This is a genomic window from Novosphingobium sp. TK71 (assembly GCF_055361505.1).
Genome location: NZ_CM143962.1, coordinates 7,501 through 22,096 on the forward strand (window position 1 = coordinate 7,501; position 14,596 = coordinate 22,096).

The 14,596-nt window shown below is 66.4% G+C and carries 12 protein-coding genes (1 of these 12 cut by a window edge); 6 read left to right on the forward strand and 6 right to left on the reverse strand.

The genetic code is table 11. The features are described from left to right. Positions 1-131, forward strand: the 3' portion of a protein-coding gene (locus ACXJ16_RS00050; RefSeq protein ID WP_454797663.1) for a hypothetical protein. 106 nt of this gene lie to the left of the window's left edge; 131 of the gene's 237 nt are visible here — the last part of the coding sequence; its start codon lies off the left edge, out of view; it ends in the stop codon at positions 129-131. A gap of 122 nt (positions 132-253) precedes the next feature. On the opposite strand, the gene ftsH is transcribed toward ACXJ16_RS00050, so the two are convergent. From ftsH to ACXJ16_RS00070, 4 genes are all read right to left on the reverse strand, one after another. Further along, complete coding sequence (gene ftsH / locus ACXJ16_RS00055) at positions 254-2,185, reverse strand: ATP-dependent zinc metalloprotease FtsH (RefSeq protein WP_054439141.1); 1,932 nt, start codon at positions 2,183-2,185, stop codon at positions 254-256. A 157-nt stretch (positions 2,186-2,342) separates the two neighbouring features. Then, positions 2,343-3,416: a sensor histidine kinase gene (locus tag ACXJ16_RS00060; protein ID WP_054439142.1), complete on the reverse strand. Its 1,074-nt coding sequence runs from the start codon at positions 3,414-3,416 to the stop codon at positions 2,343-2,345. Between the two features lie 157 nt (positions 3,417-3,573). Beyond that, positions 3,574-5,652 (reverse strand): hydantoinase/oxoprolinase family protein, encoded by a 2,079-nt coding sequence (locus ACXJ16_RS00065; RefSeq protein ID WP_324696646.1) that lies wholly within the window; start codon positions 5,650-5,652, stop codon positions 3,574-3,576. A 57-nt stretch (positions 5,653-5,709) separates the two neighbouring features. Then, positions 5,710-7,530, reverse strand: coding sequence for a hydantoinase B/oxoprolinase family protein (locus ACXJ16_RS00070; RefSeq protein WP_324696643.1), 1,821 nt, complete (start codon positions 7,528-7,530; stop codon positions 5,710-5,712). 149 nt (positions 7,531-7,679) lie between these two features. Here ACXJ16_RS00070 and ACXJ16_RS00075 point away from each other — a divergent pair, with 149 nt between their 5' ends. Together ACXJ16_RS00075 and ACXJ16_RS00080 are read left to right on the forward strand one after the other, a co-directional pair. Then, entirely contained in the window at positions 7,680-8,852 is a 1,173-nt protein-coding gene (locus tag ACXJ16_RS00075; RefSeq protein WP_324696642.1) for an aminotransferase, read from the forward strand. A gap of 89 nt (positions 8,853-8,941) precedes the next feature. Then, the gene (locus tag ACXJ16_RS00080) at positions 8,942-10,450 is read left to right on the forward strand and encodes an NCS1 family nucleobase:cation symporter-1 (protein ID WP_324696640.1); all 1,509 of its coding nucleotides are present in this window, start codon (positions 8,942-8,944) and stop codon (positions 10,448-10,450) included. Positions 10,451-10,481: 31 nt separating this feature from the next. Here the strand turns inward: ACXJ16_RS00080 and ACXJ16_RS00085 are convergent, their stop codons facing one another. Further along, positions 10,482-11,222 carry an SDR family NAD(P)-dependent oxidoreductase gene (locus ACXJ16_RS00085; protein ID WP_463920950.1) on the reverse strand — a complete coding sequence of 247 codons (741 nt, stop codon included), beginning with the start codon at positions 11,220-11,222 and terminating at the stop codon, positions 10,482-10,484. A gap of 31 nt (positions 11,223-11,253) precedes the next feature. Beyond that, the gene (locus ACXJ16_RS00090) at positions 11,254-12,765 is read right to left on the reverse strand and encodes a replicative DNA helicase (RefSeq protein WP_054439148.1); all 1,512 of its coding nucleotides are present in this window, start codon (positions 12,763-12,765) and stop codon (positions 11,254-11,256) included. A gap of 132 nt (positions 12,766-12,897) precedes the next feature. On the opposite strand from ACXJ16_RS00090, the gene ACXJ16_RS00095 reads away from it, so the two are divergent. The 3 genes from ACXJ16_RS00095 to ACXJ16_RS00105 are packed head-to-tail and all read left to right on the forward strand — an operon-like array spanning position 12,898 to position 14,574. Next, complete coding sequence (locus tag ACXJ16_RS00095; RefSeq protein WP_054439149.1) at positions 12,898-13,380, forward strand: UPF0262 family protein; 483 nt, start codon at positions 12,898-12,900, stop codon at positions 13,378-13,380. Positions 13,381-13,390: 10 nt separating this feature from the next. Continuing rightward, positions 13,391-14,110 (forward strand): glycoside hydrolase family 25 protein, encoded by a 720-nt coding sequence (locus ACXJ16_RS00100; RefSeq protein WP_463920951.1) that lies wholly within the window; start codon positions 13,391-13,393, stop codon positions 14,108-14,110. Then, a complete protein-coding gene (locus ACXJ16_RS00105) occupies positions 14,107-14,574 on the forward strand; it encodes a cytidine deaminase (RefSeq protein ID WP_132469253.1) in 468 nt (155 codons plus the stop codon). The genes ACXJ16_RS00100 and ACXJ16_RS00105 overlap by 4 nt, the downstream gene beginning before the upstream one ends. Positions 14,575-14,596: the final 22 nt, after the last annotated feature.

The window sequence follows — 14,596 nt, forward strand, 5'->3', positions numbered from 1 at the left end:
TAGGGATCGATCTGCCGGAAATCCGCAAATGTCGTGCGATGGGCGTGCAGCGGCTCGACCTTGCGATCCTTGTCAGCTTGTCCAGAGATGCCGTCGATTTTCGCGAAGGTGGTTCTTCGTACGCCGATTGAACCTCGTGGAGCGCCGGCGCTCTCACATCGGATGGCCGGAAACGCAAAAGGGGCGCAAGACCTTGAATCCTGCGCCCCCTCCTGCATTCTCCCTCGGGAGAACTTTCTAGCCTTCGAAGCCGTCAGGCACCTTGCGGCGTGGCGCTGCCGGGGAGGCGGCGGCCGGCCTTGGGGATCGAGGAACCGGTCAGCGGGCGCGGAGCACCGGGGCCTCGCGGTTCGCTGGGGCGGTCGAGCTTGCCGGTTTCAAGGAGCTGGTTGATCTCTTCGCCCGAGAGAGTCTCGTATTCCAGCAGGGCTTGCGCCAGCGCTTCAAGCTGTTCGCTGTACTCGTTGAGGAGCTGCGTTGCGCGGGCGTGGGCATTGTCGACCAGGCCGCGGATCTCGCTGTCGATCACCTTGTTGGTCTCATCCGAGGCCATGGTGCGGTGCGAACCGCCCATGCCGAGGTAGCCTTCCTGGCTTTCCTCGTATTGGAGCGGGCCCAGCTTGTCGGACATGCCCCACTTGGTGACCATGTTGCGGGCCAGGCTCGTGGCGTACTGGATGTCCGACGAGGCGCCCGAGGAGACCTTGTCGTAGCCGAAGATCAGTTCCTCGGCGACACGGCCGCCCATCGCGACCGAGAGGTTCGCGAGCATCTTGTCACGGTGATACGAGTAGCTGTCCCGTTCCGGCAGACGCATCACCATGCCCAGCGCACGGCCGCGCGGGATGATGGTGGCCTTGTGGATCGGGTCCGAGGCGGCCTCGTGCAGCGAGACGATGGCATGGCCGGCCTCGTGGTAGGCGGTCATCTTCTTCTCGTCGTCGGTCATGACCATGGAGCGGCGTTCCGCGCCCATCATGACCTTGTCCTTGGCGTCCTCGAACTCCTGCATGGCGACGAGACGCTTGTTGCGGCGCGCGGCGAGCAGGGCGGCCTCGTTCACGAGGTTGGCGAGGTCGGCGCCGGAGAAGCCCGGCGTGCCGCGTGCGATCACGCGGGGGTTCACGTCAGGCGCCAGCGGCACCTTCTTCATATGCACGGCGAGGATCTTCTCGCGGCCTTCGATATCCGGCACGGGCACCACGACCTGACGGTCGAAGCGGCCCGGGCGCAGCAGCGCGGGGTCGAGCACATCGGGGCGGTTGGTGGCCGCGATGATGATGATGCCTTCGTTCGCCTCGAAGCCGTCCATCTCCACGAGGAGCTGGTTCAGCGTCTGCTCGCGCTCGTCGTTCGAATTGCCGAGGCCATGGCCGCGATGGCGGCCGACCGCGTCGATTTCGTCGATGAAGACGATGCAGGGGGCGTTCTTCTTCGCCTGCTCGAACATGTCACGCACGCGGCTTGCGCCGACGCCCACGAACATTTCGACAAAGTCGGAGCCCGAGATCGTGAAGAAAGGCACGCCTGCCTCACCGGCGATGGCGCGGGCGAGCAGGGTCTTGCCGGTACCCGGCGAGCCGACCAACAGCGCGCCCTTCGGAATCTGGCCGCCGAGCTTGGAGAAGCGGGTGGGATCGCGAAGGAATTCGACGATCTCTTCCAGTTCCTCACGCGCTTCGTCGATACCCGCGACATCGTCGAAAGTGACGCGGCCCGAGCGTTCGGTCAGCATCTTGGCCTTCGATTTGCCGAAGCCCATCGCGCCCGAACCGCCGCCCTTCTGGACCTGCCGCAGCGCGAAGAACGCGATGCCGACGATCAGCAGGAAGGGGAGGGTCTGCGCGAGGATGTAGACCAGCAGGCTGCCTTCCTCGGGCGTCTTGCCGGCATACTGCACGCCGCTCTGCTGAAGCAGCGGGGTCAGCGTGGTATCGCCGGGGACGGGCACGGTGCGGAAGACATCGCCGTTCTTCATCTTCCCGTCGATGCTGTCCGTGCCGACTTCGACGCTCTGGACGCTGCCTTCGGCAACTTTGGCGCGGAAATCGGAATAGGCGATCACGGGCCCGCTTTCGCTGCGGGTGTTGAACATGGAAACCACCACGAGGAGCGCGAGGAAGATGCAGCCCCATACGAGAAGGCTCTTGACCCAGGGATTGCCGCTAGGCTGATCGTCGTTCATCTTGGGAGAAACCGTCCTTTCGCCCGCCAATGTAGGGTGGGGCGCCTGAATCGCAAGTTAGCAGAGCCAGTCAGTGTAATCGTTTCGCCCTGCGGTGTCGTTCGAAAACGCGCTGGGGGTATGTGCGAGGCGCGGACAGCGACGGCTGACGCCGGGATCAGTCCTGCCGAACGATGCGGCAAGGCGGCAGGTGAAGGGTCATGCGGGCGCCGCGCCGTCCCGTTTCAGGGGGCACATTTTCCAGTGTCATGCGGGCATCGAGCTGGCGCGAGAGGACGCGGGAGATGCGCAGTCCTATCGATTCTGCAAGGTCGGGCTCGAAGCCGTCGGCAAGGCCGGCGCCGTCGTCCTCGACGACCAGCGCGATTCCCTCGTCCCGGCGGATGACCTGGACGTGGATCGTGCCGGTGTCCCGCGCGGCCAATCCATGTTCCAGGGCATTGGCCATGGCTTCGGACAGGATCAGCGCCACGGGGACGGCGGCGTCGGGCCGAAGGACGATGCCGGGCTCCACCACGACCTTGCAGGCGATGTCGTCCCGCCCGCTCGAATCCATGACCTGCCCCGACAGTTCGTGGACGAAGCGGTCCAGCGGCACCAGTTCTCCGTCCGACTTGTAGAGCTGGCGCTGGATGCGGCCGATCACCTGCAATCGCCCGGCGGCATTGGCGATGGCACGGCGGGCGGTCGGTTCGGCGAGGCCGCGCATCTGCAGCGAAAGGACGGCGCCGATCATCTGGAGATTGTTGCCGACGCGGTGCTGGAGCTCCTGAAACAGCAGCTCGGTGCGCTCCGCCAGGACACCGCGTTCCTCGGCGAGCAGGCGGACGTTCTCGCGTGCGACATGGAGGCGGGAGTTGGCGCTTTGCATGAGGTGGACGAGGGCAATGTCGACAGTGACCACGCCCAGGTAGAACGCCAGGGACACCAGCGTCTTGCTGTCGAACGCGAACCCGAAACGCGGCGGTATGAACAGGTACCACGCGAAGAACCCGCAAATCACGGCAGCCACCACGCCGGGACGGGGCCCGAACAGGAACGAGGAGAGGATAACGGCCGGGAAGAATGTCAGGTAGGGATAGCCCGGTGGGAAAGCGCCATCGAGTTCCCAGCGTATCCATGCGGCGAGCAGGCACAGCGCGACAGTGACGCCGTAACGCATTCCGGGGCGTTCGGGGATCAGCGGCAACCGTTCGATGAAGTCGGTCTGGAAGCGGGATAGGCGGTTCACGTCGGGCAAGTCTCTCGCTGCGCCAGGAGCGGCGAAGATCCGTCCGGGCTGCAGGGTCAGGGTCTGGCGGCAAGACCTTCCTGTCGCAAGCGGAAGTGTCGAGAAAGAGACGCCTGATCCGCGCGCAAGTTCCCCGGCAGGTGGCGCCGCCCCCGCCTCAGGCCTCCTTTATGAGCTGATAGTCCCCCGCCGCGTCCACCCGGGCCGTCCATCCCGGGTAGATGACGATCGTGGTGAAAGTCTCCTCCACGATTGCGGGGGCGGGCACTTCCATGCCGGGTGCGAGGTCCGGGCCGCGATAGACCGGGACTTCGGCAAAACCCTGCCCGAGATTGGCGCGGCGGCGGCGATGCGGCTGCGGAACCGCGCCGCTGGGCGTGAAGCCGCCGCCCGCTGCTGGAGAAGGGGTCTCGACATGAGCCGCGAGGCGCACGCCCGAGATTTCGGGCACCTCATGCTCGCGGATATGGCCGTATTCTGCCATGTGGCGGGCATTGAACAGTTCGGTGGCACGGGCGGCAAAGGTCTCGTCGATGAAGCCGAGATCGCCGAGTGCGGTCTCGGCGGCAAAGTCGAACGAGAGCGAGAAGTTCTGGCCGGGATAACGCATGTTGAGCCGGTAGTCGGCGCGGATATCCTCGGCGCGGAACTGCGCGGCGGTGAAGAAGCGGGCGGCGCGGTCCGACAGTTCGGTCCAGAGCGTGCGGATGCGCGCCACATCCAGTGCCGAGGCGGAAGCGATGTAGGAGCGTTCCTCGTCGATGGTCGGGTTGGCGACCAGAGTGCCCAGCGCCGAGAACGTGGGCGAGGCCTTGGGCACCAGCACGCGGGTGATGCCGAGGTCCTCGGCCTGGATCGCCGCGAAGGCGGGGCCGTTGCCGCCATAGGCCAGCATGACGAGATCCTTGGGATCGATACCCTTGCCCGCCGTGGTGCGGCGCACGCCCTGGCTCATATGGGCATTGACCACGCGCCAGCAGTCGAAAGCGGCGCGTGCCGGGTCATCATGGCCGAGTTCGTGGGCGATCCGGCGGAAGGCTTCCTCCACGCCGTCGCGGGTGAGGCGGAAGCTGCCGCCGGCGAAGCCTTCCTCGGTGGAGAGAATGCCCAGCATGACGAGGGCATCGGTCACGGTCGGTTCGGTTCCGCCGCGTCCGTAGCAGATCGGGCCGGGCTGCGACCCCGCCGAGCGTGGGCCGACTTCCAGCGCGCCCTTGTTGACGTGGCAGATCGAGCCGCCCCCTGCGCCCAGCGTTTCCACTTTCACCATTGGCACGCCGACGAGATAGCGGTGGTGCATGTTCCAGCCGGCCTCGGCCGGGGCTTCGCCGTTCAGCACCAGCGCCATGTCGTAGCTGGTGCCGCCCATGTCTACGCAGAGCAGGTCCGGGCAGCCCTTGGCCCGGCCCGCATGGGCGGAACCCACCACGCCGCCGGCCGGGCCGGAAGCGAGCACCCGGATCGGCGCGCCGTCGATATAGTCCTTGGTCATCACTCCGCCGGAAGCCTGCATGACCATCAGCTGGTTCCGGTATCCACCCTCGCCAAGCCGCTGCACCAGTTTCTCGAGATAGCCGGTAACGCGGGGGCCGACATAGGCGTTGACCACCGTGGTCGATGTGCGGTCGTACTCGGGCGCGCGGGGCAGCACTTCGTGGCTGGCGGAAACGTAGGCGTTCTGGATTTCCTGCCGCACGATCTCCTTGGCGCGGCGCTCATGCTCCGGGTTGACGAAGGAGAACAGGAACGAGATCGCCACCGCTTCCACGTTCTGCAGCCGCAGCTTGCGGCAGGCTTCGCGCAGCGCCGCTTCGTCCAGTTCCTTGTGGACCGATCCGTCGTGCAGCACGCGTTCGGGCACCGTCAGGCGGCGGCGGCGCGGGGTGATCTGCTGCGGGGCTTCGAGGCGGACGTCCCAGATATCCTCCTTGTAGCCGCGGCGATATTCGATCTCGTCGCGGAAACCCTCGGTGGTGATGAGGCCGGTGAGGGCGCCGTTCATCTCGATCAGGGTGTTGTCGGCCACGGTGGTGCCGTGGACGATCGCCTCGCAGCAGCCGAGGAATTCGGCCAGCGGCAGCCCTTCCTTTTCGGCCAGCTTGCCGAGGCCTTCCATCACGCCCAGCGAGCGGTCCTCCGGGGTGGAGAGGTTCTTGTGGAGCACCACCTCGCTGCCCTTCAGGAGCGCGAAGTCGGTGAAGGTGCCGCCGATGTCGATGCCGACCCTGTAATCCATGAAACGTCCTCTCCGATCCCCTCCCCTTCAGGGAAGGGGGGAGAGCCTGCTTTTTCGTTATTCCGCTGCTTCGGCCATGCTCGCCATTTCGGCTCTGAGCGCCTCGGTCGCGGCGTGGTCCACTGCCAGCGAGTAGTCGTCGAGGCTGCCGGTCAGCACCACGCCGTACTTCGCCCGCGCCGCCTCCGGGCTGACGTACTCGTCGAGCACATCCTCCTTCACGGCCTCCGGATCGCGCTGGAGCGGCCTGCCGAACCCCGCGCCGCCGCCGTGCTGGTAGGCGATCACCGCGCCTTCCGGCAGCAGGTCCTGCGCGGTGTGGAGAATGGCCCGCTCATTGGGGGAGCCGACCTCGAACCGGTTGGTATAGGGGATCGCATCGTCCCCGCCGCGAAGCCCGCGCAAGGGGTGGTCGGCCGAGACCATCCACGCCATCGCCGAAGTCGGCCGCAGCACCTGCTTGACGTTGAGCGAGCCCGGACAGCCGCGCCACTGTCCGGCGCCGCCGCCGTCGGTGGTCATCTCGCGGCTGATGTTGAGGATCGGGAAGCGGCTTTCCGCATCTTCCGCCTCGGACAGGATCAGGCTGCCCAGCGCGGAGGGGCAGGAGCCCCAGCCATCCAGCCCCTCCACCGCCGAAACGTCCATCGATCGGCAATCGACGCCCTGGTCCATCCACATCATGCCGTTCTCGTCGAAGCCGACGACCATGTTGGGCATACCGATCTTGTAGAGCTGCGGCTGTGACCGTTCGGGCGCCACATTGGACAGTGCGATGCAGACCGCCTCGGTAATCTCGCAGGCCGGGTGGAACGATCCCAGCGCGGCGGGCCTGTTCGGCGGCGGCTGGGCGATGCAGCCTTCGGGGATCAGGATATCGACCGCGTTGAAGAAGCCTTCGTTCTTCACGATCGTCGGGTCCATCGCCGCGACCACCTGACACATCACGTAGCTGCGCGAATTGGCGAACGTGTTCCACACGCCGACAAGGTTCTGCCGGTCGTCCGTCCCCGCCAGATCGACGGTGAGCTGATCCCCGGCGATGGTGCAGGCGACCTGGACCTTGATATCCTTGGTTCCCGCGGTGTCGTGGTCAATCCAGACGGTCGCCTCGTGGCACCCATCGGGCCATTTCGCCACTTCCTCGCGGACGCGGCGTGTCGTGTGCTCGATCGAGTGGTTGATCGCCGCCTTGATCGTCTCCCCGCCCCATTTGCCGAGCAGGTCGTCCAGCATCCGCACCGCGTGCTGCACGCCGCCGATCATCGCCGCAATGTCTCCCGCGAACGTGGCGAAGCGGTTGTTGCGCACCACCATGTCGAACACGTCGCGGCGCAATTCGCCCCGGTGGACCAGCTTGAGGCAGGGGTAGATCACCCCCTCGGTGAAGACGTCGGTGGCATCGAGCGAGAAGCCGCCCGGGTCCTTGCCGCCGGTGTCGCCCTGGTGGGCCTGCAGGGTCTGGATGCAGATCAGTTCGCCATTGTCGTCATAGACCGGGCCGTAAATGCAGTAATCCGGCAGGTGGCCGCCGCCGTGATCGGGATCGTTGCCCAGGAAGACGTCGCCGGGCCCCCAGTCGTAACGGTCCTGGTTCATCAGCCCCCAGCGCGTTTCCATCTGGTTGACGAACGTCAGGTGCGGGGTGCCCACCGCGCCCATGGCAAGGCGGCCGTGGGCATCGACGATGGCGGCATTGCGCTCGTTCGACTGGTTGATGATCGGGCTGGAGGCGGCGCGGCCAAGATAGGTCGCAGCCTCGAAGCAGACCGTTTCGAAGGCGCCGCGAACGATGTCGGCCGTTACCGGGTCGATCCGGGCCGCCGTCGGCAGCGGTTCGCGCCGCGCGGCGAGCTTGCGGTTCAGCTCGTAGGACACGTCTCTTGCTCTCCCTTGTGGCCGATCCGGGGTAGAAGCGCGGGGGCGGCGCTTCTCGACAGCGTGTGCGTATCGCCGTGCAATTTGCGAAAACGCGCGTTATCCGGCGCTCTCACCATGCCCAGACGCGCTATCGGAGCAGCCCCGAGATGAAGTCCCGCATCCACCCGGTCTATGCCGAAATGGAACGCACGGTGTTTGACCGCATGTCGGCGCTGGCGCGTGAGCATGGCGCGATCAACCTGGGGCAGGGCTTTCCCGACGGGCCGCCGCCGCCCGCGCTGATCGAGGCGGCGGCGCGCGCGCTGCAGGAGAAATCGAGCCAGTATCCGCCGGGCGCGGGGCTTGCCGAACTGCGTGAGGCGATCTGCGCCTACTATGCCCGGCGGCAGGGGCTGGCGCTCGCGCCCGAACAGGTGACGGTGACTTCCGGCGCCACCGAGGCTCTGGCCGCTGCCGTTTCCGCGCTGGTGCAGCCGGGCGACGAGGTGATCCTGTTCCAGCCCGCCTACGATGCCTATGCGCCCACGGTGCGCCGGGCAGGGGGCGTGCCGGTGTCTGTCCCGCTTTCCCCGCCGCACTTTCGCTACACCGCCGAAGCGCTGGCCGCCGCGATCACGCCTGCGACGCGCCTGCTGATGTTCAACGATCCGCTCAATCCGGCAGGAACGGTCGCCAGCCACGCCGAACTGGAGACGATCGCCCGCGCCTGCGTGGAGCACGACCTTGTCGCCGTGTGCGACGAAGTCTGGGAGGATGTCCGCTTCGACGGCGTGGCCCATCGCTCGCTCGCGGCGGTTCCCGGGATGGCGGAGCGCACGGTGAAGATCGGATCGGCGGGCAAGATCTTCGGTCTCACCGGGTGGAAGATCGGCTGGATGATCGCGCAGGGCGAACTGGCTACGGCGCTTCAGCGCGCGCACCAGTTCCTGACTTATGCCACCGCGGTCCCGCTGCAATGGGCCGTGGCCGAAGGGCTGGCATTGCCGGATGCCGTGCTGGCGGACCAGCGCGCCGAATGGAATGCCGCGCGCGAACGGCTGAGGACCGGCCTTGCGGCGGCGGGCTTCGTGGTGCTGCCCAACGCGGCGACGTGGTTCCTCAACGTCGATCTCAGCGCTTCCGGCATTTCGTTGTGCGACAGCGAATTCAGCGAACGTGCCGTGGCCGAGGCCGGGGTGGCCACGGTGCCGGTCTCGGCGCTCTACCAGGGCGAAGCGGCACCCCGCCACCTCGTCCGTTTCTGCTTCACCAAGCCCGCCGAAGTGCTGGACGAAGCCGTGTTCCGCCTCGCGCGGTTCAGGGAGCGCCTGCTGGGCTGATCGCCAGTCGGTGAGCCGGAATTCGCGCGCTTGACACTTTGCTGCACTGCGGCATCGTAGTCCCCCTCAGGCATCGGGGGATCGCGCGGATGAGTCACGGTAATGGCGACACGCTCTGGAACGCGGACCTCGCGCCCACGGACGAGGCGCAGCGCAGCTGGCGCTGGTGGCACTTCGCGGCGCTGTGGGTGGGCATGGTCGTTGCCGTGCCGACCTGGATGCTGGCCTCCGGCCTGATCGAACAGGGCATGTCGGCGCTTCAGGCAACCGTTACCGTTATCCTGGGCAATATCGTGATCCTTGTGCCGATGCTGCTGATCGGCCATTCCGGCACCCGCTACGGCGTACCTTTCGCGGTGCTCGTGCGCGCTTCCTTCGGCACGGTCGGCGCGCGGCTGCCTGCGCTGGCCCGCGCGCTGGTGGCCTGCGGCTGGTACGGCATCCAGACCTGGATCGGCGGCGAGGCGCTGCTGACGCTGCTCGGTATCTTCCTCGGTCTGGACTTGCGCGGCGCACCGCTGCCGTTCTTCGGGATCGGGATTGGCCAGTTGCTTGCATTCCTGGTGTTCTGGGGCGTGCAGCTGCTCTTCGTGCGCAAGGGCCTGCTGACCATCCGGCGGCTGGAAACCTGGACCGCGCCGCTCAAGCTGCTGGCCTGCATCGGCCTTGTCTGGTGGGCGGTGGACGCTGCGGGCGGCATCGGGCCGATCTTCTCGGCGCCTTCCGCCTTCGGGCCGGGCGGCGCGAAGGAAGGCCAGTTCTGGGCAGTCTGGCTTCCTGCCTTCACCGCCATGGTCGGTTTCTGGGGAACCCTGGCGCTCAACATCCCCGACTTCACGCGTTTCGCCCATAGCCAGCGGGACCAGATGATCGGCCAGACACTGGGCCTGCCGCCGACCATGGGCCTGATCGCGCTCATCAGCGTCATCACCACTTCGGCAACCGTGGTGATCTACGGCCATGCGATCTGGGACCCGGTGGTGCTCGCGGGAACCCTGTCCGGCCCGTTCGTGCTGCTGGGCCTGGTGGTGATCGCGGTGGACACGGTTTCCTGCAACATTGCCGCCAACCTCGTATGCGCGGCGTTCGACTTCGCATCGCTCAAGCCGTCAAGGATCAGCTACCGGACAGGCGCGCTCATCACGGCGTGCATCGGGCTGTTCATGATGCCGTGGAAGCTGATGGCCAGCACCGAGGGCTACATCTTCACCTGGCTCACCGGTTACGGTGCGCTGCTCGGGCCGATCACCGGCATCCTCATCGCCGACTACTGGCTGGTGCGCGACACGCGATTGGACGTTGCGGCGCTCTACGACGAAAACGGCGTCTATTCCTATGGGAACGGGTGGAATCCGCGCGCTCTCATCGCCCTTGTGCTGGGTATCGCGCCGAATGTGCCGGGCTTCCTCAAGGTTGCCGCGCCGGAGACCTTCGGCGGTGTGGGGGCGTTCTGGTCGGGAATCTACACTTACGCCTGGTTCGTCGGGGTGGCGGTGGCGCTGGCGAGCTACGCACTGATGATGCGGGGCAGGGCCGCCGGGGGCGAGGTCGTGGCCGGGGTCGAGGCCGGTGTGGAAGCCGGGCAGGTGGCGGCCTGAAGCGCGCGGGTGAACGCGCGCGGGCGGTGTTTCAGGCGTTCAGTCCGCCGTTCACGCTGATGACCTGTCCGGTGATCTTCGCCGCACCGTCCGAACAGAGGAACAGGGCGAGCGGGGCGACGTCGTCCGCTGTCGGCAGCCCCAAACCGGCCTTGCGCGCCGCGCGGGCCATGCGTTCCGAACCCATGCGGATCGCGCTTTCGCTGCCCTCCACGAAGCTGGTGGAGAGCGCATGGGCGCGGATGCCGTCGCGCGCGGCTTCTATTGCGAAATTGCGGATGAATCCGATGGTGCCGGCCCGCGCCGCGCCGATCAGGCTCTGGCGCGCGGCGGCGTAGATCCCGGCGTCGGAGACGAGGGCGAGGAACGTGCCGCCCTGCGTGGCGAGAAATCCATAGCTGGCCAGCGCGAGCCGCTCCACCCAGCCGACCGAGACATTGAGGAAATCCCCGAAGGTTTCGGGCGCGGTCTCCGGCAGGAGCCCGGTGATGCCGAGAGGGCCGGTCGAAACGCAGTCGATCACCGCGTCGATCCGGCCATATTGCTCGCCCACTTCGGCGATCAGGGTTTCGGCCGCATCCTCTTCCCATACGTCGGCGATGAAGCCATCGATGGAACCGAGGTAGGACAGCCCGGTCACGAGCGCCTCGACCTTTTCGGGCGTGCGGCCGTGGAGAGCGACCTTCCAGCCATGAGCCAGCGCCTGGCGGGCGATGGCGCTGCCGATCGATCCGCTGCCCCCGGCGAGAAGCAGGACTTTCCGGTCGCTCATTTTGTCCTTATCGGCATTCCTCTCGGGAAGATCAGTCGCTTTCGAAGGCCGCGCGCATGTCGTCGTCGGCAAGGTCGGAGAACTTCGTGATCCGTGCCTCGAAGCGCAGGCGCACCTTGCCGGTGGCGCCGTGACGCTGCTTGGCGATAATCAATTCGGAAAGGCCGGTGATCCGTTCCATATGCTCGCGCCATTCGTTCCACTTGGCGTGAACGTCGGGCGGATCGTTGTCGCCGGGCTCGCGCGGCTCGACGCCCTTGGCGTAGTAATCCTCGCGGAACACGAACCAGACCATGTCCGCGTCCTGCTCGATCGAGCCCGATTCGCGAAGGTCGGAAAGCATCGGGCGCTTGTCCTCGCGCGATTCCACCGCACGGGAAAGCTGCGAGAGGGCGATCACCGGAACGTGCAGTTCCTTGGCGAGCGTCTTGAGGCCGCGCGAGATTTCCGAGATTTCGTTCACGCGGTTGTCGTTGGCGCGGCCGGAGCCCTGCAGCAGCTGCAGATAGTCGATGATGACGAGGCCGATGTTGTGGCGGCGCTTCAGGCGGCGGGCACGGGTGCGCAGGCCGGCGATGGTGAGGCCCGGCGTATCGTCGATATAGAGCGGCAGTTCGGCCAGCCGCTGCGAGGCGAAGGAGAGCTGCTGGAAGTCCTCGCGGCTGATCTTGCCCATGCGCAGCGCTTCGGAGCTGATGCCCGACTGCTCGGCAAGGATACGCGTGGCCAGCTGATCCGCGCTCATTTCGAGGCTGAAGAACGCCGTTGCCGCGCCCACCGACTTTTCTACCGGGATACCGTCCGCCAGGTCGCGCTGGAGCCGGTCGGAGGCATTGAACGCGATGTTGGTGACGAGCGAGGTCTTGCCCATGCCGGGACGGCCGGCAAGGATGATAAGGTCGGAATCGTGCAGGCCGCCGATCTTGCCGTTGACCGAATTGAGGCCCGTGGTCTTGCCGGAGATGTGACCGCCGGAATTGAAGGCCTTCTCGATCGCGCCGATCGCGGTGCGGGTGGCGGCGGCGAAGCTCTTCGCCTCGTTCGCGGTCGCGGCGCCTTCGGCCACCTTGTAGAGCGCGGCTTCGGCCCGCTCCACCTGCTCCATCGGCTCCACCGATTCGGAAGTATCCATCGCCTCGGCGACGAGGTTGCGGCCCACCGAGATCAGTTCGCGCAGCAGGGCGAGATCGTAGATCTGGTCCGCCAGTTCGCGCGGGGCGAGCAGGCCCTGTCCGTCGGCCGTCAGGCGCGCGAGGTAGGATACGCCGCCCAGCGCCTTCAGCGCTTCATCCGATTCGAAATAGGGGCGCAGCGTCACCGGCGTGACCACCGCCTTGCGATCGAGCAACTGGAGGATACGCTCGTAGATTCGCGCGTGCACGGGCTCGAAGAAGTGGATCGGGGTGAGCTGCGTCTGCAGTTCCTCGATCACCCGGTTGTCGATCAGCACGGCGCCAAGGAACGCGGCCTCGGCCTCGACGTTGGCGGGGAGGGTACGGGCTTCGGCCTCGGGGGCGAGCGCAATGGCGGCAGGTTGTGACATGAGGGGGCCGACAATGCCTCATCTCGCCCCCCGCCAGCAAGCGAACAGGTGAGCGATATTATTCCACAGGGTGTGAATGGTGAGCGTTGGGCTTGCGACCCCATGCTGCAAGCGCGTAAAGGGCGAGGGATCATGTCCGATCCGTGTATCTCCCATATCGAACTCGACGAGGCGACCATTCTGTGGCGCAACGCCGATATCGAACAGGAACGGCGCATCGCCATCTTCGATCTGATCGAAGACAACGTATTCAAGCCCCTGCGCGCCTATGAAGCCGGTCACGTAGGGCCTTATCGCCTGCGGCTTTCGGTGCGCGACGGGCGCCTCTCGCTCGACATCGCGGACGAGGCCGGCGGCGCGCTGGAAACCATGGTGCTGGGCCTTGCCCGCTTCCGCCGCCCCGTGCGGGAGTACTTCGCGGTCTGCGAAAGCTACTATCAGGCGATTCGCAAGGCTTCGGCCCAGGAGATCGAGACCATCGACATGGCCCGGCGCGGTATTCACAATGCCGCCGCCGAACTTCTGCTCGAACGCCTCGAAGGCAAGGTCGAGACGGACCACCCCACCGCACGCAGGCTTTTCACGCTGATCTGCGTCCTGCATATTCGCGGCTGAGGGGGCTCGCATGGCAAGGAAAGGCTCGGCCGCAAAGGCGCGCGCGCGCATCGTATGGCGAATCGCCGCGGTACTGCTGCTTCTGGCGATGCTGGCGGGCGGCTGGGGCTGGTGGCACGTTCGCCACTGGACACCGGATCGCGGCCTCTATCCGATGCAGGGGGTCGAGATCGGTGCCTCCGACGGCGAGGTGAACTGGAAGTCGCTCAAGGCGATCGGCGTGAACTTCGCCTATATCGACGCGAGCGCCAGTGTCAGCGCCTTTGCCCGCGACCCGCGTTTCGTCGCCAATTTCGTGGCGGCCAAGGCGGCCGGGCTGCAGGTGGGAGCGGTCCACCGCTACGATCCGTGCCAGCCCGCCGAAATGCAGTCCGCCAACTTCGTGACCACGGTTCCGCGCGATGCGCAATTGCTGCCGCCGGTGATCGATCTCGATATCGTGGCGGACGGTTGCCCTGCCAACGTTTCCGACGCCAAGGTCGAGAGCGAACTGATGACCTTCATCAACCAGATCGAGACCCATGCGGGAAAGCCGGTGATCCTCAAGGTCAGCAAGCAGTTCGAATCGCGCTACCGGATCGCGGCCAAGCTCGATCGCAACCTCTGGCTGTCGCGCGATCGCTTCCTGCCGGATTACGGCGGCCGTCCGTGGTCGCTGTGGACTGCGAACCGCTCGCTTTCGAACGATATTGCGCAAGGCGGGCTCCGCTGGGTAGTGGTGCAGCCATGACCACCGCATCTTCCCCGTCTTTCGCCGCCGAACAGCGCGACGCCCTGCTTGTGGCCGCGCGCGAGGCCGCCGGCCGCGCCTATGCGCCTTATTCGAAGTTCCACGTCGGCGCCGCGCTGCTCATGGCGGATGGCTCGGTCGTCACCGGCGCCAATGTCGAGAACGCCAGCTACGGGCTCTCGCTCTGCGCCGAGACGGTGGCGGTTTCCGCCATTCTCTCCTCGGGCGAGTTCCTTCGCAACGGGGGCAAGCTGGAAGCGGTTGCGGTGACGGGCGGCGCGCCCGGCGCGGCAGGGCAGGGTGACACCGTCACCCCCTGCGGCCGCTGCCGCCAGGTCCTGAACGAGATCGCGCAGATCGGCGGCACCGATCCGCTGGTCTGGTGCGACGGGCCGGACGGCGTGCTGGAAATGCGCTTGTCGGAATTGCTGCCGCACGCCTTCGGACCGGCTAACCTCCTGTAAGACAAGCCCGATCGAACAGGCA

What these genes read in the sequence shown, in the direction of transcription:
- ACXJ16_RS00085 (WP_463920950.1), bottom strand. Translation starts at nt 11,222, where the DNA reads ATGAGCGACCGGAAAGTCCTGCTTCTCGCCGGGGGCAGCGGATCGATC.
- ACXJ16_RS00065 (WP_324696646.1), bottom strand. Translation starts at nt 5,652, where the DNA reads ATGGATTACAGGGTCGGCATCGACATCGGCGGCACCTTCACCGACTTC.
- ACXJ16_RS00080 (WP_324696640.1), top strand. Translation starts at nt 8,942, where the DNA reads ATGAGTCACGGTAATGGCGACACGCTCTGGAACGCGGACCTCGCGCCC.
- ACXJ16_RS00100 (WP_463920951.1), top strand. Translation starts at nt 13,391, where the DNA reads ATGGCAAGGAAAGGCTCGGCCGCAAAGGCGCGCGCGCGCATCGTATGG.
- ftsH (WP_054439141.1), bottom strand. Translation starts at nt 2,185, where the DNA reads ATGAACGACGATCAGCCTAGCGGCAATCCCTGGGTCAAGAGCCTTCTC.
- ACXJ16_RS00095 (WP_054439149.1), top strand. Translation starts at nt 12,898, where the DNA reads ATGTCCGATCCGTGTATCTCCCATATCGAACTCGACGAGGCGACCATT.
- ACXJ16_RS00075 (WP_324696642.1), top strand. Translation starts at nt 7,680, where the DNA reads ATGAAGTCCCGCATCCACCCGGTCTATGCCGAAATGGAACGCACGGTG.
- ACXJ16_RS00105 (WP_132469253.1), top strand. Translation starts at nt 14,107, where the DNA reads ATGACCACCGCATCTTCCCCGTCTTTCGCCGCCGAACAGCGCGACGCC.
- ACXJ16_RS00090 (WP_054439148.1), bottom strand. Translation starts at nt 12,765, where the DNA reads ATGTCACAACCTGCCGCCATTGCGCTCGCCCCCGAGGCCGAAGCCCGT.